The organism is Streptomyces sp. NPDC058674 (assembly GCF_042716505.1).
Lineage (GTDB): Bacteria > Actinomycetota > Actinomycetes > Streptomycetales > Streptomycetaceae > Streptomyces.
In genome coordinates this window covers 108,013-128,711 of sequence record NZ_JBHXSC010000012.1, presented here as the reverse complement: position 1 = coordinate 128,711, position 20,699 = coordinate 108,013, and the positions used below count along the sequence as shown (strand labels likewise).

19 protein-coding genes and 1 riboswitch are annotated in these 20,699 nt (G+C 74.6%); of the genes, 8 read left to right on the top strand and 11 right to left on the bottom strand.

The window, feature by feature from the left end; genetic code table 11:
* Positions 1-741 precede the first annotated feature (741 nt).
* The 3 genes from ACFWU6_RS09615 to ACFWU6_RS09605 form a co-directional block, all read right to left on the bottom strand.
* A complete protein-coding gene (locus ACFWU6_RS09615) occupies positions 742-1,245 on the bottom strand; it encodes a hypothetical protein (protein WP_383807149.1) in 504 nt (167 codons plus the stop codon).
* A 105-nt stretch (positions 1,246-1,350) separates the two neighbouring features.
* On the bottom strand, positions 1,351-1,971 hold the full coding sequence (locus tag ACFWU6_RS09610) for a response regulator (RefSeq protein WP_383807146.1): 621 nt from the start codon (positions 1,969-1,971) through the stop codon (positions 1,351-1,353).
* Positions 1,968-3,260: a sensor histidine kinase gene (locus ACFWU6_RS09605; RefSeq protein ID WP_383979945.1), complete on the bottom strand. Its 1,293-nt coding sequence runs from the start codon at positions 3,258-3,260 to the stop codon at positions 1,968-1,970. The genes ACFWU6_RS09610 and ACFWU6_RS09605 overlap by 4 nt, the downstream gene beginning before the upstream one ends.
* A gap of 775 nt (positions 3,261-4,035) precedes the next feature.
* On the opposite strand from ACFWU6_RS09605, the gene ACFWU6_RS09600 reads away from it, so the two are divergent.
* Both ACFWU6_RS09600 and ACFWU6_RS09595 read left to right on the top strand, forming a co-directional pair.
* Positions 4,036-4,587, top strand: coding sequence for a heme-binding protein (locus ACFWU6_RS09600; RefSeq protein WP_383807140.1), 552 nt, complete (start codon positions 4,036-4,038; stop codon positions 4,585-4,587).
* 168 nt (positions 4,588-4,755) lie between these two features.
* Positions 4,756-6,225: a M1 family metallopeptidase gene (locus ACFWU6_RS09595; RefSeq protein WP_383979942.1), complete on the top strand. Its 1,470-nt coding sequence runs from the start codon at positions 4,756-4,758 to the stop codon at positions 6,223-6,225.
* A 1-nt stretch (position 6,226) separates the two neighbouring features.
* Here the strand turns inward: ACFWU6_RS09595 and ACFWU6_RS09590 are convergent, their stop codons facing one another.
* Positions 6,227-6,751 (bottom strand): GNAT family N-acetyltransferase, encoded by a 525-nt coding sequence (locus ACFWU6_RS09590; RefSeq protein ID WP_383979938.1) that lies wholly within the window; start codon positions 6,749-6,751, stop codon positions 6,227-6,229.
* 124 nt (positions 6,752-6,875) lie between these two features.
* Positions 6,876-7,451 carry a TerD family protein gene (locus ACFWU6_RS09585; protein WP_383807132.1) on the bottom strand — a complete coding sequence of 192 codons (576 nt, stop codon included), beginning with the start codon at positions 7,449-7,451 and terminating at the stop codon, positions 6,876-6,878.
* A 133-nt stretch (positions 7,452-7,584) separates the two neighbouring features.
* On the opposite strand from ACFWU6_RS09585, the gene arfB reads away from it, so the two are divergent.
* A complete protein-coding gene (gene arfB, locus ACFWU6_RS09580) occupies positions 7,585-8,019 on the top strand; it encodes an alternative ribosome rescue aminoacyl-tRNA hydrolase ArfB (RefSeq protein ID WP_383807129.1) in 435 nt (144 codons plus the stop codon).
* 126 nt (positions 8,020-8,145) lie between these two features.
* Here the strand turns inward: arfB and ACFWU6_RS09575 are convergent, their stop codons facing one another.
* The gene (locus tag ACFWU6_RS09575) at positions 8,146-8,631 is read right to left on the bottom strand and encodes a flavin reductase family protein (RefSeq protein ID WP_383807182.1); all 486 of its coding nucleotides are present in this window, start codon (positions 8,629-8,631) and stop codon (positions 8,146-8,148) included.
* 385 nt (positions 8,632-9,016) lie between these two features.
* On the opposite strand from ACFWU6_RS09575, the gene cdgB reads away from it, so the two are divergent.
* Positions 9,017-10,747 carry a diguanylate cyclase CdgB gene (gene cdgB / locus ACFWU6_RS09570; protein WP_383807127.1) on the top strand — a complete coding sequence of 577 codons (1,731 nt, stop codon included), beginning with the start codon at positions 9,017-9,019 and terminating at the stop codon, positions 10,745-10,747.
* Between the two features lie 68 nt (positions 10,748-10,815).
* Complete coding sequence (locus ACFWU6_RS09565; protein WP_383979936.1) at positions 10,816-11,853, top strand: carbohydrate-binding protein; 1,038 nt, start codon at positions 10,816-10,818, stop codon at positions 11,851-11,853.
* A gap of 25 nt (positions 11,854-11,878) precedes the next feature.
* Here ACFWU6_RS09565 and ACFWU6_RS09560 read toward each other — a convergent pair whose 3' ends face one another.
* From ACFWU6_RS09560 to ACFWU6_RS09550, 3 genes are all read right to left on the bottom strand, one after another.
* Positions 11,879-12,844: a 1-phosphofructokinase family hexose kinase gene (locus tag ACFWU6_RS09560; RefSeq protein ID WP_383979934.1), complete on the bottom strand. Its 966-nt coding sequence runs from the start codon at positions 12,842-12,844 to the stop codon at positions 11,879-11,881.
* Between the two features lie 120 nt (positions 12,845-12,964).
* Entirely contained in the window at positions 12,965-14,116 is a 1,152-nt protein-coding gene (gene nagA, locus ACFWU6_RS09555) for an N-acetylglucosamine-6-phosphate deacetylase (RefSeq protein ID WP_383807118.1), read from the bottom strand.
* Positions 14,116-15,048, bottom strand: coding sequence for an ROK family protein (locus ACFWU6_RS09550; protein WP_383807179.1), 933 nt, complete (start codon positions 15,046-15,048; stop codon positions 14,116-14,118). The genes nagA and ACFWU6_RS09550 overlap by 1 nt, the downstream gene beginning before the upstream one ends.
* A 212-nt stretch (positions 15,049-15,260) precedes the next feature.
* Here ACFWU6_RS09550 and ACFWU6_RS09545 point away from each other — a divergent pair, with 212 nt between their 5' ends.
* The 3 genes from ACFWU6_RS09545 (at position 15,261) to otsB (ending at position 17,814) form a co-directional block, all read left to right on the top strand.
* Complete coding sequence (locus ACFWU6_RS09545) at positions 15,261-16,562, top strand: extracellular solute-binding protein (RefSeq protein WP_383807115.1); 1,302 nt, start codon at positions 15,261-15,263, stop codon at positions 16,560-16,562.
* 92 nt (positions 16,563-16,654) lie between these two features.
* Positions 16,655-16,891 (top strand): DUF3263 domain-containing protein, encoded by a 237-nt coding sequence (locus ACFWU6_RS09540; RefSeq protein WP_383807112.1) that lies wholly within the window; start codon positions 16,655-16,657, stop codon positions 16,889-16,891.
* 74 nt (positions 16,892-16,965) lie between these two features.
* On the top strand, positions 16,966-17,814 hold the full coding sequence (otsB, locus tag ACFWU6_RS09535; protein ID WP_383807109.1) for a trehalose-phosphatase: 849 nt from the start codon (positions 16,966-16,968) through the stop codon (positions 17,812-17,814).
* Between the two features lie 62 nt (positions 17,815-17,876).
* Here otsB and ACFWU6_RS09530 read toward each other — a convergent pair whose 3' ends face one another.
* Positions 17,877-19,352 (bottom strand): trehalose-6-phosphate synthase, encoded by a 1,476-nt coding sequence (locus ACFWU6_RS09530; protein ID WP_383807106.1) that lies wholly within the window; start codon positions 19,350-19,352, stop codon positions 17,877-17,879.
* A 46-nt stretch (positions 19,353-19,398) separates the two neighbouring features.
* Positions 19,399-20,349, bottom strand: a complete 951-nt coding sequence (locus tag ACFWU6_RS09525; protein ID WP_383807103.1) for a glucosyl-3-phosphoglycerate synthase — start codon at positions 20,347-20,349, stop codon at positions 19,399-19,401.
* A gap of 186 nt (positions 20,350-20,535) precedes the next feature.
* Positions 20,536-20,692, top strand: a riboswitch (SAM riboswitch).
* Positions 20,693-20,699: the final 7 nt, after the last annotated feature.

Below are 20,699 nucleotides of genomic sequence, written 5' to 3'. Positions count from 1 at the left end.
GGTCTGCGGCGTGCCGCAGGACCTCTTCCGCCAGGTGTGCGACCTGGTGACGCAGAACTCGGGCCGGGCGGGGCTCGCGCCCCGGGCCGTCCCGGGCCCGCGCCCCGGGCCGTCCCGGGCCCGGCGGCCGGGCCGTCCCCCCGGGCCAGGCGGCCGGACCGGCCCGGGCCCCGCGTTCCGGGCTGGGCAACCCCGGGCCCCGCGGCCGTCTCGGGCCCCGCTCCTGCCGGTCTGTCCCGGGGTCCGTGCCCGTTGAGTTGGTCTGGGCCGTTGTGCGGCGGGGTGCGCCTCGGGAAGGTGGGTTGCCGGGCTCCGTGACCGTCGGGCCGGGGCGGGCGGTGGGCCTCCCGGGCCGCCCGGGGCGCTGCGCCTGCCGGGCTGTCCCGGGCTGGTGTGCGGCGGGGCGCGTCCCGGGTCTGCGGGCCGGGTGGCTCCGCCCCGGGCCGGGTTATGGCCGGGCTGCGCCCGTCTCCGCGACCGCCCGGCCGTTCCGGCGGGTCCGCCGGGACGGCCCCGGTCATTCGCCTGGCCGCCTCCGACCGCGCCCGCCGGGCCGTTGTGCGGCGGGGTGCGCCCCGGGCCGGTGCGTTGCCGGGCTCCGCCTCGGGCTCTTCGTCGGCTCGGGGGGCCGGCCGGGCTGTACCGGGCCCGCGTGGGGTGGGTCCGCCGGGGGGCCTTGGTTTCGTATCTGCCGGGGCGGGACTCGGGGAGCAGGCGGGTGGGCGCGGTCCGGCGGGACGATCAGGCCGGGACGCGGGGGAAGCGGGACTGGAGGGTCCAGACGGCCGGGTTGTCGGCGAGGCCCTCGTGCATGTCGACCAGGTCGGCGATGAGGTCGTGCAGGAAGTCGCGCGCCTCGCGCCGCAGCAGGCGGTGGCTGAAGGTCAGCGGCTTCTCCTCGGCCGGCATCCAGTCGGCCTCGACGTCGACCCAGCCGAAGCGGCGCTCGAACAGCATCCGGTCCGTGGACTCGGTGAAGTCCAGTTCCGCGTACTGGCGGTGGGCGGAGCGGCTGCCGCGGGGGTCCTGGTCGAGCTGCTCGACGATGTCGCACAGGGCCCAGGCGAAGTCCAGTACGGGCACCCATCCCCAGGCTGTGGACACTTCCCGGTCCGCGTGGGTGTCGGCGAGGTAGACGTCCCCGCAGAACAGGTCGTGGCGCAGGGTACGGACGTCCGCCGAGCGGTAGTCGGTCTGCGGGGGGTCCGGGAAGCGCCGGGAGAGGGAGTAGCCGATGTCGAGCACGTACCCGATGGTGTCACGGGTCCGGGCGGCCCCCGCCCCCCGTCCCCGCCCCCGCCCCCGCCCCCGCCTTCCCCCCGTCCCGGCGGCGGGGACGGGCCGGCGGGGTCAGGGGAGGAGGCGTTGTTCCTTGGCCACCGCGACCGCGCCCGCCCGGGTGTCGACGCCGAGCTTGTCGTAGATGCGGCCCAGGTGGGTCTTGACGGTGGCCTCGCTGATGAACAGGGCGCGTGCGATGTCGCGGTTGCCCAGGCCGCGGGCCAGCTGGCCGAGGATGTCCAGCTCGCGGTCGGTCAGGGTGGGACGGGCGCCGCGCAGGTGGGCCATCACGCGGCTGGCGACCGGAGGGGAGAGGGTCGTGCGGCCCTGGGCCGCCGAGTGGATCGCGGCGAAGAGCTCCTCGGGCCGCTCCGCCTTGAGGAGGTAGCCGGTGGCGCCCGCGCCGATGGCCCGGGTGATGTCCGCGTCCGTGTCGTAGGTGGTCAGGACCAGGACGTGCGGAGGGTCCGGGAGGGCCGTGATGCGGCGGGTGGCCTCGATGCCGTCGATGCCCTCGCCCAGCTGGAGGTCCATCAGGACCACGTCGGGCCGGAGCTTCGCGGCCAGCGCGACCGCCTCCTCGCCGCTGCCCGCCTCGCCGAGCACGTCGATGTCCGGCTCGCTGCCCAGGAGGGCGAGGAGGCCGGCGCGGACCACGACGTGGTCGTCGCAGAGGAGGATCGTCGTCATCCGGTGGGCTCCAGGGGGATGGCCGCGGAGAGGACGGTGCCTTCGCCGGGCGTGGATTCGATCGTCAGGGTGCCGCCGAGCTGGCGCACGCGGGCGTGCATCGCCGGGAGGCCGTGGCCGCGCTCGGAGGCGGCGGCGCGGGGCCCGGAAGCGCCGGCGCGGGGCTCGGTGAAGCCGTGGCCGTCGTCCGCGACGTCCAGGACCACCTGGTCGCCCAGGAAGCTGAGGGTCAGGGCGGCGGTCCGGGCGCCGGAGTGCTCCCGCACGTTGGCCAGCGCGCCCTGCGCTATGCGCAGCAGGGCCGACTGGACGCGGTCGGGGAGCGGGGCGGGCGTGCCTTCGAGGTGGAAGCGGACCTCGGTGTCGGGGCCCGCGTCCAGCGCGCGCAGCGCGTCGGCGAGCCCGGCTCCCCCGGCCAGTTCCGCCGGGGCCAGGTCGTGGACGAGGCGGCGGGCCTCGGCGAGGCCGCGGGCGGCGATGCCGGTGGCGGTGCGGACGTGCGCGCGGGCGGTGCCGGGGTCGGTGTCCCAGGTGCGGTCGGCGGCCTGGAGCAGCATCTGCTGGCTGGAGAGGTTCTGGGCGAGGGTGTCGTGGATTTCCATGGACAGCCGCTGCCGCTCGGCGAGGGTGCCTTCGCGGCGTTCGGTGGCGGCGAGCTCGCGGCGGGTGCGGATCAGGTCGTCGATCAGCGTCCGCTGGGCCTCGGCCTGGCGCTCCGTGTGGACGAAGACGGCGGTCGCGAGGGCGGCCACGGCGGGCGGGGCGAGGAGGAGGTTGGGGTCGAAGGCGGTGGCGAGCTGGAGTTGGGCGATGACGACGAAGACGGTGAGGAGGGCGACGAGGACGACCGCGGCGCGCGGGGGGAGGGTGCGCAGGGCGGTGTAGAAGAGCGGGACGGCGCACCAGGCGAAGCTGGGGGCGAGGACGACGAGGACCACCCAGGTGGCGACGACGAGGCCGAGCCAGACGAGCCGGCCGGTGGGCCGGGCGGCCCGGCCGGCTCGCCGGGCGCCGGGGCCGGTTCCCGGGTCGGGGTCGTGGGTTCCGGGGTCGGTGGGAGGGGTGGGTGTGGGCGGGGCGGCCGTGGGCGGGGTGGCGCCGACGGTGGGGCCGAGGACGTACAGCAGGGACAGCGTGATGCTGAGGGCGATGATCCACGGGGTGCGGGGCTCGCCGGGGTGGCGGAGGAGGAAGCGGGCCAGGGAGGCGCCGAGGAGCAGGAAGAACGCGGTGTGGGTGACCGTGGCCAGGGTGCGGGTGTTCGGTTTCCGCGGTGGGGGGTGGCTCACGGGGGCTCCTGGGGTGGGGGGTGGTGCGGTGCCATCCTGCCGTTTCCCTGCCGTTTCCCTGCCGTTTCCCTGCCGGGTGGGCGGGCGGGTCGTGCCGGTGCGGCGCCGCTGCCGGGGCTCTGCCCCGGGCCCCGCGCCTCAAGCGCCGGCGGGGCTGGTTGTGCGGGAGCGGCGCCGTTGCCGGGGCTTCGCCCCGGGGCCTGCGCCTCGAGCGAAGGGGGGCTGGATGTGCGGGTGGGGGGTTCGGGACAGTCAATGCGGGGGTGGGGGCGGGCGCATCGGCCGATCGGTTGACCCGGGGGTCAACCGGAGTGGTCGGCGGAGGGAGCCGGTACGGGGACGGGGCGGCCTGGGGTACGGGGCCAGGCTTGGAGCAGTGAAGGAACGGCCCGCGCCGTACCGCCGGTACGGCCCGCACCGCACCGCCGGTACGGCCGACACCGCATCACCGGTACGGCTGGCACCGCCCGGGCGGTACGGCTCGCACCGGCGGTGCGGTGCGGCCCGCACCGCACCGCAGGACCGCACCGCCCCGGCGGAACGGCCCGCACCGCCCCGCCGGGGTCGGGCCGTCCGGCCGGGGTCCGGTGCGGCACCGGCACCGGACCCGCCCCGCCCGAGCGGCCCGCACCGCACCGCCGGTACGGCCGACACCGCACCAGCCGGGGCGGCCCGCCTCCGGGCCGGGCCGGTCCGGCCGGGGCTCAGCGCACCGGCACCGGCCCCGGACCCGCCACCCTCACCGCCCGCCACCTCATCGTCCTCAGGAGCAGAGATGAACACCCGTACCCGCGTCCTCACCGGTACCGCCCTCGCCGTCGCCCTCGGCGCCGGGACCTTCGGGGCGGTCAGCGCCAGTGCCGCCCCGGCGCCGGCCGCGGCCCCGGCCGCCGCTTCGGCGAAGAAGGACGACGACCGGAACTTCACCACCTCCACCCACCTCACCGTCGATGCCGCCGCCCGCGCCGCCCAGGCCGCGCTGGACGCCGCCCAGAAGGAGAACCAGAAGGTCACCGTCGCGGTCGTGGACCGCAACGGCAACACCATCGTCACCCTGCGCGGGGACGGCGCGGGCCCCCAGTCCTACGAGTCGGCGCAGCGCAAGGCCTACACCGCCGTGTCCTGGAACGCCCCGACCTCCGTCCTCGCGGGCCGCCTCGCCCAGACCCCGAACCTGAAGGACATCCCGGGCACCCTCTTCCTCGGCGGCGGTACTCCCGTGCAGGCCGAGGGCGCCCCCGTCGCCGGCATCGGCGTGGCCGGCGCCCCCAGCGGCGACCTCGACGAGAAGTTCGCCAAGGCCGGTGCCGACGCGCTGGGCAAGTAGCCCGCGCCGCCCTCCGCCCCCGCCCGAGGGCTGTCCGGTCATCCCCCCGTCCCCCCCATCCGCCCCCATCCCCTCATCCCCGGGCGGGCGCGCGGCGCCGGCCCGGCTGCGACGCCTCGCCGCTCCGCCCCGCCGGGGACCGCGGGACAGCCCCCTAGGATCGGGCGCGTGGAACACCGCGCCGTACTCCGCCTGGCCGCCCCGGCCGCTGCCGCCCTGCTCGCCCTCACCACGGCGTGCACGGGCGGCGCCGTGCAGGGGCGGCCCGGTGCGTCCGGTCTGCGCGACCCGTACTTCCCCAAGGCCGGCAACGGCGGCTACCAGGTCGAGCACTACGCGCTGGACCTGGACTACGAGCCCGCCGACGGCCGGCTGCGCGGCCGGGCCGTCATCACCGCCCGCGCCCGGCAGGGGCTCAGCTCCTTCAACCTGGACCTGAGCGGCCTGAAGGTCGAGGGCGTCACCGTCCAGGACCGCAGGGCGCGGTACAACCGCAGCGGCAACGAGCTGACCGTCCGGCCGGCCGAAGACCTGGAGAAGGGCGAGGTCTTCCGGACGGAGGTCTCCTACAGCGGCAGGCCGAAGGCCCTCTCCGACCCGGACGGCTCCGAGGAGGGCTGGATCACCACCGGCGGGGCCGCCGCCGACGGCGAGGCCGCCGAGGGCACCGGGGACGGCGCGCCCGGGGCCGTCGGGGTCGGCGAGCCGGTCGGCTCGATGACGTGGTTCCCGGGCAACCACCACCCCAGCGACAAGGCCGCGTACGACATCACGCTGACCGTCCCGGACGGCTACGAGGCGGTGTCGAACGGCGAGCTGCGCTCCCGTGCCCCCGCCGGCGCCGGCCGCACCGCCTTCGCGTGGCACAGCCCGGAGCCGATGGCGAGCTACCTGGCCACCGCCGTCATCGGGAAGTACCGGGTGTCGACGGGCCGCACCCCCTCCGGGGTGGGCCTCTACACCGCGGTCTCGCCCGGCGAGGCGGCGCGGAGCGAGGACGTGCTCGCGCGGCTGCCGGAGGTCGTCGAGTGGGGCAGCAGGCGCTTCGGCCCGTACCCCTTCGGCACGGCGGGCGCGGTCGTCCTGCCGGGCGGGACCCTCGGGTACGCGCTGGAGACCCAGACCCGGCCCGTCTTCCCCGGGGCGCCGGGCAGCGAGGAACTGCTCGTCCACGAGCTCGCCCACCAGTGGTTCGGCAACTCGGTCTCGCCGAAGTCCTGGAAGGACATGTGGCTCAACGAGGGCTTCGCCACCTACGCGGAATGGCTGTGGACCGAGGAGCACGGCGGGCCCACGGCGCAGGAGGAGTTCGACGCCTTCCTGGACGGGGACACCGACGTCGACGAGAACGCCGACTCCGACTGGGACGCCTTCCCGCCGGCCGCGCCGCCCGGACCCGAGGACATCTCCGGGAACCCGGTCTACTACCGGGGTGCCATGGTGCTGCACCGCATCCGGCAGGAGGTCGGCGACGGGGCGTTCTTCGACATGGTGCGCGGCTGGGCGGCCGAGCACCGGCACGGGAACGCGAGTACGGCGGACTTCACGGCCTACGCGCAGGAGCGGACGGGGCGCGACCTGAAGACGGTGTGGGACGTCTGGCTCTACGGGAAGGACCGCCCGGGCCGCGGCCGGTGACCTACGGGGCCCGTAGCGCCTTGCGCAGGACCGTGCAGTCGCGGCCCAGGTCGCGGTCCTTCGCCCGGCACACGGCGGTGTACCCCTGGGACTGCCAGAAGGCGAGGGCCCGGGGGTTGTCGTCGAGCACCGCGAGCCGCAGCCCCGTCCGTCCGGCGGCGCGGAAGCGCTCCTCGACCAGGGACGCCACGGCACGTCCGTGGCCCTCCCGGTGCGCGGTGGCGTCGATCAGCAGGAGGCCGATCCACGGGTCCGGGTCGCCGGAGGCCGGGTCGGGGTGGTGGGCGAGGGTGGTGGCCAGGCCGACGAGCCGGCCGGCGGAGCGGGCGAGGAGGATCTCGGCGCCGGGCCGGGAGAGTTCGTCGGCGAGGGAGGCCGCGACCTGCTCGACGGTGATGCGGCCGGGGTCGGGGAAGTCACCGCTCAGTTCGAAGAACGCGTGGTTCGTCGCGTAGAGGGCGGCGATCTCGGTGAGGACCGGGCCGGGAAGGTCGCCGTCCACGGGGGCGAGCGGTTGCAGGATCACCTGCCGAACGGTAGCGAAGCCCCCTCCCCGGACGGCCGGGAGGGGGCTTCACCAGCGCTTGTGTCCGCCGCGCCGCGCGTCCGGTCCCTGCCGCTGCGGGGCCCGGACGCTCGGGTGGGACGGATCAGACGTTGACGCCGAAGTCCTGCGCGATACCGGTGAGGCCGGAGGCGTAACCCTGGCCGACCGCGCGGAACTTCCACTCGGCGCCGTTGCGGTAGAGCTCGCCGAAGACCATCGCGGTCTCGGTCGCCGCGTCCTCGGAGAGGTCGTAGCGGGCGATCTCCGTGCCGCCGGCCTGGTTCACCACGCGGATGTACGCGTTGCGCACCTGGCCGAAGTTCTGGCTGCGGGCCTCGGCGTCGTAGATGGAGACCGGGAAGACGATCTTGTCCACGTCGGCCGGCAGGCCGGCGAGGTTGACGTTGATGGCCTCGTCGTCGCCCGCGCCCTCGCCGGTGCGGTTGTCACCGGTGTGGACGATGGTCTGGTCCGGGGTGGACTTGTTGTTGAAGAACACGAAGTGGCCGTCGGAGACGACCTTTCCGGTCGCGTTGACGGCGATCGCCGAGGCGTCGAGGTCGAAGTCGACACCGGTGGTGGTGCGGGTGTCCCAGCCGAGGCCGACCGTGACGGCAGCGAGGCCGGGGGCCTCCTTCGAGAGCGAGACGTTGCCGCCCTTGGACAGGCTGACAGCCATGGGAATGTCCCTTTCCTCATCCGACATGCACGTACAGGCGGCCAAAGTACCGCTGCCCCCTCTAACGCGCCGAGGGGCCTGCCGGGTTCCCGGCGGGAAATTGAGGGTGACGGAGCGGCCGCGGGCACGGATCATGGGGGGCATGCCTGGTCCCTATGTCATCCGCGGTTCGGTCGTGCTCCCCGAGTCGGAGCTCGCCTGGCGCTTCTCGCGCTCCTCGGGGCCCGGCGGACAGCACGTGAACACCTCGGACTCCCGCGCCGAGCTCCTCTTCGACCTGGCGGCCACCAAGGCGCTGCCGGAGGTGTGGAAGGAGCGGGCGCTGGAGCGGCTCGCCACGCGCCTGGTCGACGGGGTGGTGACCGTACGGGCCTCCGAGCACCGCTCGCAGCTGCGCAACCGGGAGATGGCGCTGGTCCGGCTGGCCTCGCTGCTGGCGGAGGCGACGGCGCCGCCGCCGAGGCAGCGCCGGGCGACGAAGATCCCGCGCGGGATCAACGAGCGGCGGCTGCGCGAGAAGAAGGCCCGGGCGGAGACCAAGCGGGGCCGCACCGGCCGCGACTGGTAGCGGACCGCCCCCGGGACCCGCTTCGGGACCCGCCGCCGGGACCCGCCGCCGGGACCCGCCGGCGCCCCGCCCCCGAGACCCCCGCCCAGACCCACCCCCGGAACCCCCCGCCTGGGCCCGCCCCGGCTACGGCGCCAGGTGCCGGTAGCGGCCGCGGAAGTACGTCAGCGGCGGCGCGTCGGGCGACGGCAGGCCCGTGGTCAGCACCCGGCCGACCACCAGGGTGTGGTCCCCCGCCTCGACGCGGTTCTCCGTACGGCATTCGAGGGTGGCCAGGGCGCCGGTCAGCAGCAGGGCCCCCGAGGCCTCGCCGCGCACGTACGGGAGGTCGGCGAAGAGCAGTCGGTCGCTGATGCGGTTCTTCATGGCGAAGCGGCCGGCGATCTGGAGCTGGTGGTCGGCGAGGACCGAGACCGCCCACAGCGGCTGCTCGGCGAGCAGGTCGTCCATCCGGGAGCCCTCGCGCAGGCTGACGAGTACCAGGGGCGGGTCGAGGGAGACGGACATGAAGGCGGTCGCCGTCATGCCGACGTCCTCACCGCTCGGGCCGTCGGCCGCCAGGGCGCTCTCTCGGGCGGTGATCAGGCTCACGCCCGCCGCCAGCCGGGCCATCGCGGCCCGGAACTCGTCGTTGGTCACCCCCTCAGCATGGGGGTACACCCGGGCGCGGCGGGTACGGGGGTCGTGTGGCGCGCGCCGGAGCCGTCCGTCCCGCGCTCCGCGGAGCACATCGGGCCCCGGTCCGGGCCGCGTCCCCGCCCCTCGGCCCGGGGCCGGGCGTATCGTTTGCTCCCGGGAATGTGGGGGAGCGCTCCCAGTCCTGGGGCGGTCCGTTGCGTACCGTTATTCAGCTCATGTGACTTGAGTCACAGAGGGCAAGATTTGTTGACCCTGTGTACCGGCCGCACAGCTCACTGTGATTCAGTGGACGGGACACCGCAACGAAACGCCGATGACAAACCTGGAGTTGCTGTCGAGGTCTCGGGGAGAGCGAGCAATGGAGACCGAGTCGGAGCCGTACGTCCGTCTTGCGACCCTGCGGCAGTTGCACCGGGTGGTGGCCGAGCTCAACACGGCCCGGAGTCTCGCCGACACCCTGCAGACCGTCGTGGACGGCATCGTCGTGGGCCTCGGCTACGAGCTCGCCTGTGTCAACCTCGTACGCCCTGACGGGGATCTGGTCGTCGCCGCCTTCGCGGGCGACCCCGCGGCCGAGGCCCTGATCACCGGACGCGTCGGCTCCAGGCCGTCCTGGGAACGCCGCCTGACGATGGGTGAGGACTGGGACGGGCTCCGTTTCATCCCGCACACCGAGGGCTGGATCCTCATGGAGGACGACGTCCCCCAGTGGCACACCGAGGGCCCCGAACCGCGGTTCGAGGGCGAGTGGCACCCCGAGGACCGGCTCTACGCCCCCATGCACGCGTCCGGCGGGGAACTTCTGGGTGTCATCTCGGTGGACAGACCGCGCAACGGGCGCCGTCCCGGGGCGTGGGGGCGCGAAGCGCTCCAGATGTACGCCTTCCAGGCCGCGATTGCGATCAGCAATGCCCGGCTCCGCGCGAACATGCAGCGGGCGCTGGTCCGGCTGGAGCGCGAGCAGCAGGCGCTGCGGGCCAGCGAGGAGTCGTTCCGGCAGGCCTTCGAGTACGCGCCCAGCGGCATGGCCATCGCCGAGATGGGCGGGGACCAGCACGGCCGGCTGCTGCGGACCAACGACGCGCTGTGCCGGCTGCTGGGCCGACCGGCCTCGGTGCTGCGCCGCTACTCCTTCTCCGACCTGGTCCACCCCGAGGACATCGGCACCCTGCTGCGCACCTCGGCCGAGGGCGGCCGGGCGGAGCTGCGGCTCGGGCGGCGCGACGGCACCTACGTGTGGGTCTCGCTGCGCAACTCCGTGGTCGCGGACGCCGCCGACGGGCCGCGCTTCCTGCTCACGCACGTCGAGGACATCGAGGAGCGCAAGCGGCACGAGCTCCAGCTCGCCCATCGCGCCAGCCACGACTCGCTGACCGGGCTGCCCAACAGCGCCGAGCTGCGGTCCCGGCTCGGGGCCCGGCTGTGCCGTCGGCCGCAGTCGGTCCGGGCGACCGCGGTCGAGGCCCTGGACGCGGCCTTCGAGGGGCGGGACGTGCACACGGCGCACCCGGGGTACGAGGCGCTGGTCGGGGCGGGTGGTGCCGGTGAGCACGGCTTTCAGCCCGACGGCCCCGACCGCTTCGCGGGGGCCGACCCCTTCGAGTTCCCCGGGGCGCCGGCGGGCCGGGCGGACGGACCGTACGACCACCACGTGCACACGGTGGCGCCCGCGACCGAGGTGGACGACGGCACGAAGGGCCTCGCGGTCCTCTTCTGCGATCTGGACGGCTTCAAGTCGATCAACGACCGCTTCGGGCACCACACGGGTGACGCGGTACTGATCGAGGTCGCCCGGCGGCTGACGACCGGCGTCAGGGACGGTGACACCGTCGCCCGGCTGGGTGGTGACGAGTTCGTGGTCCTGGCCGACGGACTGGGGGCGGCGGACGCCGCCGACCTCGCCGTCCGTCTGCGCAACGCGATCATCCCGCCGATCCGGGTGGACGGCCGTGCGGTCCGCGTGGGGGCGAGTTTCGGCATCGGGTGGGCGAGCTGCGGGATGTCCGCGGACGAGGTGCTGCGCTCCGCCGACCAGCGGATGTACATCGAGAAGCGGTCCCGCTCCAAGGCCCACCGCCGGGCCGGCTGAGGCGATCGGCCGCTCGTGGGCGCACGTGTTCGGGGTAGGCTCCCGTGGGTCGAAAGGAGTGACCTGCGATGACGACGCCCGCGAACAACGGATCGCACGGTGGGGCGAACAGGCCCGAGGACGACGATCCGTTCGGCTACCTCTACGAGGACGGCCAGGCCGCCGGAGCCACCCCGCCCGGTCAGGGCGGCGGATACGGCTACCCCGGTCCGACCATGGGCGGTCACCCCGGCGCACCCGGCGTCCCGCGGACCTCCCACCACCAGGTGCGGACCGTCGGTGACCGGCGTGGCGGCGGTCAGCGCGGTCCCGTTCCCCAGCAGCAGGGCCCCGGCCCGCAGGCCGCGACGGCCTACCAGGCGCAGTACCAGTCCCCCGAGGCACTCCAGGCGGGCGGCTACGCCGTGCCGGCGCAGCCGGGGGGCCCGGCGCAGTCCCAGACCCAGACGGTGTCCCGCTCCGGCGGCCACGGCGGTGGCGGCGGCTCCAGCCGCAAGGGCCTGCTGATCGCGGCCGTCGCGGTGGTTGCCGCAGTCGCGATCGGCATCGGCGCGGCTCTGGCCTTCGGGGACAAGGGCGAGGACAAGGGCAAGAACGCCGCGACCGGCGGCCAGAACCAGTCCCAGGCCCCCCAGCCGTCCGCGTCCCCGTCGCCGAACGGCTCCCCGCAGCCGTCGGAGGCCCCGCTGCCCAGGGCTGACTTCGCGGGCGCCGGCATGTCGCTCACGGGGGGCGCCAGCCTGCAGAACACCGTGCCGGGAGCCAAGAGCGCCGGCGGCCAGTACGTGGGCGGTCTGAACGCGACCGGTGCGGCCGCGACGTGGACGCTCGACCTGCCCAAGGCCGGTTCGTACAAGCTGAAGATGACCTACGGGGTGCCGGGCAAGGACGCCAGCACCACGCTGACCGTCAACGGCGAGAAGCAGACCCGCCCGATCAACATGAAGAACTTCTCCAAGGCCGCCGAGGGCGACTGGGCGAAGGGCTGGACCAACACGTACTCGATCGTGCAGCTCAAGCAGGGCACGAACACGGTCAGGATCTCGTGCGAGACCGGCAACCAGTGCGAGGTCAACCTCGACCAGCTGTGGCTGGAGAAGGAGTGACCCCCGCCGTCGCGGCGGCGACGCGCTAACGCGCGGTCACCTTCACCGACCCCCGTACCTCCTCGTAGGTGCGGGGGTCGAACTCTCCCGCCGCCGGGGCCGCGACCGTGGCCGCCGACAGCGCCACCGCGCGGGTCAGGCGGGCGGGCCAGTCCAGGCCCTCCACGAGGGCCGACAGCAGGCCCGCCGCGGCGGAGTCGCCCGCTCCGGTGGGGTTGCCCGACAGTGCGCGGGGCGGGGCCGCCTGCCAGGTGCCCTCGGAGGCGGCGGCCAGCAGTCCGTCCGGCCCCAGCGAGGTGACCACCGCGCGGGCGCCGCGGCGGCGGGCGTCGCGGGTGGCGGGGAGCGGGTCCCGGGAGCCGGTGAGCTCCGCGAGCTCGGCGGCGTTCGGCTTGATCAACTCGGGGCGGGCGGCGACCCCGCGGCGCAGGGCCTCGCCGCTGGTGTCCAGGAGGACGGGCACGCCGGCCGCGCGGGCGGCCCGTACGAGCACGGCGTACGCGCCCACCGGCACGCCCGGCGGGAGGCTGCCGCACAGCGCCACCGCGCGGGCGCCGGCCACCAGTTCCTCGTACCGGGACAGGAACCGCGACCACTCAGGGGCGGTGATCAGCGGGCCCGGTTCGTTGAACTGCGTGGTGTCGCCGGAGGCCGCGTCGACCACGGCCACGGTGCGGCGGGTGGTGCCCGCGCAGGGCACCAGGGCGTCCACCACCCCCGGGGAGCCCGCCAGCAGCTCGCGCACGTCGGCGCCGGTGCGGCCGCCCGCGAAGCCCGCCAGCAGCTCGCGCACGTCGGCGCCGGTGCGGCCGCCCGCGAAGCCCGTCGCCGTCACCCGGTGGCCGAGCGCGGCCAGGACGCGCGCGACGTTGAGCCCCTTGCCGCCGGCCCGCTCGCGGACGTCCGCGACCCGGTGCGAGGCGTGCGGGAGCACGCGCGGCACGCGGTACGTGAGGTCGAGCGCGCTGTTGAGCGTCACGGTCAGGATCATGGGCACCCCCGGTCTGTTGCTGCCGGGATCATGCCAAACGGGGGGCGGCCGTCCCGGTCCCGGGGTCCGGCCGCCGTCCGCGCACCACCCGTGGGCCGTCACGCACCGTCAGGAAGCACCTCACACGGCGGGGGTGACGACCCATTCGCCGCGCCGCATGACGCCCTTGACGTCGAAGGAGGCGTCGAGGACGACCAGGTCCGCGTACTTGCCCGGCTCCAGCGAACCGATCTCGCCGTACAGGCCGATCAGCTTGGCCGGGTTGGCGGAGATCGCCTGGACCACGGACTCCACCGGCAGCCGGTCCACCGTCACCGACCGCTTGAAGGCGGTGTCCAGGGTCAGCGTCGAACCGGCGATGGAGCCGCCCTCCACGAGCCGGGCCACCCCGTCCTTGACCCGGACCTCCAGCGGTCCGAGGTGGTAGGTCCCGTCGCCGAAGCCGGCCGCGTCCATCGCGTCGGTGATCAGCGCCACGCGGTGCGCTCCCGCGTGGTGGAACGCCAGCTCCAGCATGGCCGGGTGCAGGTGGGTGCCGTCGTTGATGAGCTCGACGGTGACCCGCTCGTCCTCCAGCAGCGCCGCGATGGGGCCCGGCGCGCGGTGCTCCAGGCCGGGCATGGCGTTGTAGAGGTGGGTGGCGACGGTCGCGCCCGCGTCGATGGCCTGGCGCGTCTGCTCGTACGTGGAGTCGGTGTGGCCGATGGCGGCGATGACCCCGTGCTCGACGAGGAGGCGTACGGAGTCCAGGCCGCCCGGGAGTTCGGTGGCGAGGGTGAACATGCGGGCGGCGCCGTGCGAGGCGTCGATCAGCTTGCGCACCTCGGCCGGGTCGGGGTCGCGGAGCAGTTCCTCCTTGTGCGCGCCCTTGCGGCAGGGGTTGATGAAGGGCCCCTCGAAGTGGATGCCGGCGATCTCGCCCTGCTGGGTCAGCTCGGCGAGCAGTGCGGCGCGCCGGGCCAGCTCGTCCAGGTCCCCGGTGACGGTGGAGGCGACCAGGGTGGTGGTCCCGTGCTCGCGGTGGGTCCGTACGCCCTTGAGGACCTCCTCGGGGGTGCCGGAGGTGAAGGAGGCTCCCCCGCCGCCGTGGTTGTGCATGTCCACGAAGCCGGGGACGACCCAGTGTCCGGAGAGGTCGACGACCCGGGCGCCCTCGCGGGCGCTCCCGGCGATGCGGTCGCCGTCGACGATGACCCGGCCGTTGGCGACGGTCCCGGTGGGCAGCACCACCCTGGCACCGGAGAGGACGGTGCTGTCTGCGCTTGCGGACATCAGGCGGGTACCTCCGTGGCGAGTAGGTCCCAGGCGAGCAGCCCTGCGCCCAGGCATCCGGCCGTGTCCCCGAGGGCGGCCGGAACGATGTGGGGCAGCCGCTGGAACGTCACGCGCTCCTCGACGGCCGCCCGTAGCGGTGTGAACAAGGTGTCTCCGGCCTCGGCCAGCCCGCCGCCGATGATCAGCGTGCGCGGGTCCAGCAGGGTGATCGCCGTGACCAGCCCGTCGGCGAGCGCGCCGATGGCCGCCAGCCAGACCTCGCGGGCGCGGGCGTCGCCGGCCTCGACGGCCTCGGCGCACTGCGCGGCGTCCGCCCCGGGGTCGCCGCAGGCGGCCGCCCAGGCGCGGGAGACGGCGGCGGCGGAGGCGAGGGTCTCCAGGCAGCCGTACTGGCCGCAGCCGCAGGCGGGACCGCCGGGGCGGACCACGATGTGGCCGATCTCGCCCGCGTACCCGTGGGCGCCGGCCTCGATCCGGCCGGCGATCCCGATGGCGCCGGCGATGCCGGTGCCGAGCGGGACGAAGAGGAAGCGGTCGGCGTCCCGGCCGGCGCCGATGCGGCCCTCGGCGAGTCCGCCCGTGCGGACGTCGTGGCCGAGTGCCACCGGGATGCCGCCGAGGCGACCGGTGAGCAGGGCGCGCAGCGGGACGTCGCGCCAGCCCAGGTTCGCCGCGTAGACGGCGGTCCCGTTCTCGGCGTCGACGATGCCGGGGACGGCGACACCGGCGGCCGACGCGGGCCGCCCGAAGCGCTCCTCGCCGGTGCGCAGCAGCTCGGCGGCGAAGTCCTGGATCGTCTCGACGACGGCGTCGGGGCCCCGCTCGCGGCCGGTGGCGCGGCGCGCCTCGTGCAGCAGGGTGCCGTCGTCGGCGACGAGGGCGGCCTTCATCCCGGTGCCGCCCACATCCAGGGCGATGACGTGTTTCACGGGTTTCACAGGTGACAGTCTCGCGTGCTCGACGGGGAAAGGTCTAGTCCATTGGGAGGGATTGTTGAGTGGCCATACAAAATCGCGCCCCCGAGTCCGGACACGAAGCGGACACGGACCCGGCCCGCGGGCCCGCCCGGATGTGAACGCGTCGCCAAAGTGGTGTAGACCTTACGTGGATCGTACGTACAACAAGGGGTGGAAAGAGAACTGTGAAGCGCCGACACCTGAGCCTGGCCGCCTCCGGCGCCGCCCTGTGCCTCACGGCCGCCGTGCTGACGGGCTGCGGAGCCCTCGGCGGACTCACCGGGGACAACGAGGTGACCCTGCGGGTCGTGGCGGCCGACTACGGGGACAATCCGCAGAACTCCTCCGCCGCGTACTGGAAGGACCTCGGCGCCGCCTTCACCAAGGACCACCCCGGCATCAACGTCGAGGTCAGCGTCTACTCCTGGTCGGAGGTCGACGCCAAGGTCGCCGAGATGGTCAAGGCGGGCAAGGCACCCGACATAGCCCAGATCGGCGCCTACGCCGACTACGCGGCCGACGGCAAGCTCTACACCGCGGACGAGCTGCTCTCCGTGAAGACCGAGGCGGACTTCCTCGACCCCCTCGCCGAGGCGGGCAAGGTCAAGCGGATCCAGTACGGCCTGCCCTTCGTCGCCAGTACGCGGCTGCTCTTCTACAACGAGAAGCTCCTCGCCGACGCCGGTGTCGTCCCCAAGGACGGCAGGACCGCCTGGAACCCGAAGAGCTGGAGCGAGCTCGAAGCGGCCGCGAAGAAGCTCAAGGGCGCCGGCGTCCCGACTCCCTTCGCGCTGCCGCTGGGCCGCGAGGAGGCCCAGGCCGAGACGATGATGTGGATGCTCGCGGGCGGCGGCGGCTACACCGACAACGAGGAGAACTACTCCATCGACTCGGCCGAGAACGTCAAGACGCTGGAGTTCCTGCGCGACAAGCTCGTCGGACAGGGGCTGACCGGCCCCGTCGAGCCCGCCAAGCTGGACCGGCAGGCCGCCTTCGACGCCTTCGCGCGCGGCGAGGTCGGCATGCTCAACGGCCACCCCACGCTGCTCAAGCAGGCCGGCGACAAGGGTGTGAAGTACGGCATGGTGCCCCTGCCGGCCGCGGACGGCACCGATCACCCGGCGATGGGCGTCGCGGACTGGGTGATGGCCTTCAAGAACGGGCACCGCAAGGAGTCCGGCAAGTTCCTCGACTTCCTGTACGAGGCGAAGAACGTGACGGCCTTCACGGACAAGTACGACCTGCTGCCGGTCACCACGAGCGGCTACCGGGCGGCGGAGGCGGGCGCGGGAGGCTCCTCCCCGCAGCTCAAGACGTTCCTGGCGGCGCTGCCGAGCTCGCGGCTGTACCCCGTCGGCAAGAAGTCCTGGGCGGGCGTGAGCGAGGAGATCAAGCAGAACATCGGCAAGAGCGTGCAGCCGGGCGGCCAGCCGTCGAAGGTGCTGGAGGAGATCGCCGCGGCGGCGCGCAAGGCCGACCCGCGCTGAGCCCGCCCCGGCCCGGTGCGGCCCGCCCCCGGCCCGCACCGGGCAGGGGGCGGGCCGGGCCGGGTGTCGGTGGGCGGCGTTAATCTGGCGGTATGACGGACGAGGGGCAGCTGACGGCCGCGGAGGCCGCGGTGCTCGCGTACGAGGCGCGCACCTGGCCCGGGCCCGGGGCCAAGGAGCGGGCGGTGCGCGAGGGCCTGGGGATGACCCCGGTCCGCTACTACCAGCTGCTCAACGCACTGATGGACGACCCCCGGGCGCTGGCCCACGCCCCGGGCACGGTGAACCGGCTGCGGCGCGTCCGCGAGGCCCAGCGGGCGCGGCGGTGACGGCTCCCCGCCGATCCGCGCGGACGCGACCCGCGCCGTAGCCGTCACCCGGCGGGCCCGTTAGGGTCGACCGTATGGGGACCCATCCGCACGACCTCCCGATACCCGACACCGCAGCCGGGCGCGAAGGACTCGAAGCCCTGCTCCGCGCCCCCCGCCGGTCGGTGGTCGCCCTGGACTTCGACGGCACCCTCGCCGACATCGTCCCCGACCCCGACCAGGCCCGCGCCCATCCCGGCGCCGTGCCCGCCCTGGCCGCGCTGGCCCCCGAAGTCGCCTCCGTGGCCGTGGTCACCGGCCGCCCGGCGGGCGTGGCCGTGCGCTACGGCGGTTTCGCCGGGGTTCCGGGGCTGGAGCACCTGGTCGTCCTCGGCCACTACGGAGCCGAGCGGTGGGACGCCGTCACCGGCATCGTCCACGCCCCCGCCGAGCATCCCGGGGTGGCGGCGGTCCGGGCGGAGCTGCCCGGCTTCCTCGACTCGATCGGGGCCTGGCGGGGCACGTGGATCGAGGAGAAGGGCCGGGCCCTGGCGGTCCACACCCGGCGCGCGGCCGACCCCTCGGCGGCCTTCGAGGCCCTGCGGGAGCCGCTGGCGGCCCTGGCCGCACGGCACGGGCTGATGGTGGAACCGGGCCGGGCCGTGCTGGAGCTGCGGCCCCCGGGCATCGACAAGGGCGTTGCGCTGACGGAGTTCCTGGAGGAGACGGACGCCGAGGCGGTGCTGTACGCCGGCGACGACCTGGGGGACCTGGCCGCCTACGCGGCCGTCGAGAAGCGCAGGGCCGAGGGGCGGCCGGGGCTGCTGGTGTGCAGCGGCTCGGCGGAGGTCCCGGAGCTGGCCTCGCGGGCCGACATCGTCCTGGCGGGCCCCGAGCAGGTCGTGGCCCTGCTCGCCACCCTGGCCCGAGCCCTGCGCACCTGACCGGCCCGGCCCTGCGCCGGCGGGGTCTCCCGCGGGCGCAGGGCCGGGTGGGGCCGGGCGTCTCAGGCGCGGCCGGGAGCGGACAGCGCGTCCAGCTGGGCGGTGAACCACTGCGCCGGAGGCAGCGCCGTGGCCGCCGCCGCCAGCCGCTTCGTGCGCTCCGCCCGCTCCGCGTCCGGCATCGACAGCGCCTGGTGCAGGGCCTGCGCCGTCTGCGTGACGTCGTACGGATTCACCGTCACCGCGTGCTCGTGGAGCTCCTCGTACGCCCCCGCGCCCGTCGACAGGACCAGTGCGCAGCCCGCCTCCGACACCACCGGGATCTCCTTCGCGACCAGGTTCATCCCGTCCCGCACCGGGTTGACCAGGGCCACGTCCGCCAGCCGGTACGCCGCCAGCGAGCGCGTGAAGTCGTCCTTGACCGACACCAGCACCGGCTGCCAGTCCTGCGTGCCGAACTCCGCGTTGACCTCCGCCGCCAGCTCCGCCACCGACGCGGTGTACTCCCGGTACACCGCCAGGTCCTGCCGGGACGGGTACGCGGAGGCCAGGTGCACCACCCGGCCCCGCCACTCGGGGTGGACCGTCAGCAGCTCGCGGTAGGCCAGCAGGCCCCGCAGGATGTTCTTCGACAGCTCGGTGCGGTCCACCCGGACGATCGCCTTGCGGTCCCCGACCTCCGTCCGCAGCTGCTCCAGCTTCGCGTCGACCTCGGGCCGGTGGGCGAGCGCCCGCAGGTCCTCGGCGTCCACCCCCAGCGGGAAGGCCGTCACCGTGGTCTCCCGCGTCGGCCCCGGCCCGCCGCCGTCCGCGGGCGTCCTGCGGTGCGCCACCACGGCCGGGCGGCCCCCGCGGGCCGGGGTCGCCGTCGCGGCCCCCGCGGGGGAGTCGACGTCCGCTCCCGCGACGAAGTTCGCCGCCCAGCCCTCGGTGTGGAAGCCCAGGACGTCCGCCCCGAGCATTCCCCACACCAGCTCCTCGCGGATGGCGTCGGGCAGCATCCGCAGGAATTCGGGCGAGGCCCACGGCGTGTGCGTGAAGTGCGCGATCCGCAGGTCCGGCCGCAGCTCCCGCAGCTGCCCCGGCACCAGCGCCAGGTGGTAGTCCTGCACCAGGACGCGGGCGCCCGGCGCCGCCTCCTGCGCGAGGGCCTGCGCGAAGGCGCGGTTGTAGGCGGTGTAGGAGGCCCACTGTGCGTGGAACCGCGCGTCGAAGACGGGCTCGCGCGGGATCTCGTAGAGGTGGTGGTGGGTGAACCACAGGACGGAGTTGGCGATGCCGTTGTACGCGTCGTCGTACACCGCGGGATCGATGTCCAGCATCCGGACGCCGGGCTCCGAGACGCCCCGGCGCACCGCCTCCCGGTCCGCGTCCGACAGGGCCGCGCAGATCCACACCGTGTCCGGCTGCTCCGCGAGGGCCGCGGAGAGGCCGGAGACGAGGCCGCCCCCGCCGCGCCGGGCGCTGAGCCCGCCGTCGTCGGAGAGGGCGTAGGAAAGGGGTCCGCGGTTCGCTGCGACGAGCACCTGAGAAGCCATGCCGCCAACCTAGCCGGGCCCGGGCCCCCTCAAACCGTCCGATTCGTCACGCCACGCGGCGCACCGCGTACTCCTCGACCTCCCGCATCGGCGGCCGCTCCTCGGTGTCCACCGCGTGGGTGCGCGCCACGAAACCCTGCGGGCCCCGCTCGAACTGCGTCAGCTCCGGCCGTACGAGGTGCCCGCGCGAGAGCCGCAGCTGCGCCGTGCGGTAGATCGCCGCGGCCATCCGGCCGAGCGCCTGCCCGTCCTGGTGGCGGTGGAGCCGTACGCCCACGTCCACCTGGGCCAGCGCGTCCAGCCCGACCGTGTGCAGGGCGTCCACGAGCAGGCCGAGCTCGACGCCGTACCCGACGGGGAAGGGCAGCCGCTCCAGCAGCGAGCGGCGGACGGCGTACTCGCCGCCCAGCGGCTGGACGAAGCCGGCCAGCTGCGGCCAGTGGAGGTTGAGCAGGGGGCGGGCGACGAGCTCGGTGACCCGGCCGCCCTGGCCGGGGGCGTCGCCCAGCGGGCGGTCGTACATCGCCTTGACGAACTGCACGTCCGGCTCGGTCAGCAGCGGTCCCACGATGCCGGAGACGAAGGAGGCCGAGAAGTCCCGCAGGTCGGCGTCGACGAAGCAGACGACGTCCCCGCTCGTGGCCAGCAGCGAACGCCACAGCACCTCGCCCTTGCCGGGCAGCGCCGGGAGGCGCGGCAGGATCTCGTCGCGGTGCACCACCCGGGCGCCGGCCTTCGCGGCCACCTCCGCGGTCCGGTCCGCGGAGCCGGAGTCGATCACGACGAGCTCGTCCACCAGGGGTACCGGGAGCCCCTCGATCAGGTCGCGCCGGATCACCTCGACGATGGCGCCGACCGTCGGCTCCTCGTCGAGCGCGGGCAGCACCACGCTGACCGTGGTGCCCGTCGCCCGCTTCAGGTCCAGGAGCCGGGCGAGCGGTCGGTCGGCGGCGGCCCAGGAGCGGTCGGCCAGCCAGCGCTCCACCTCTTCCAGCACGTTCAGCACTCCCTGGTTACTCGGCGGTATGGGCCGAAAAGTGATCCATCTCGCGGTTCGGACGGCTGTCTCAACCACACGGACCTTCGGTTACAGTCTTGAACAACGCGAAGCACCACCGCATGCCGGGGGTGCTCGCCGACAAACGCCCGGACGTGCCATGGAGCGCGCGGCCCGGTGCCATACCGCTCATCCAGAGGGGCAGAGGGACACGGCCCGTTGAAGCCCCGGCAACCCTCCAGTCGGTTCTCGCGATGCGTTCTGCGCACACCCCGCGAGGTCCCCGGCTAGGGAAGGTGCCAATTCCGTCTCATGGCGAAGTGCGCCATGGGGAAGATGAGGAGAAAGGG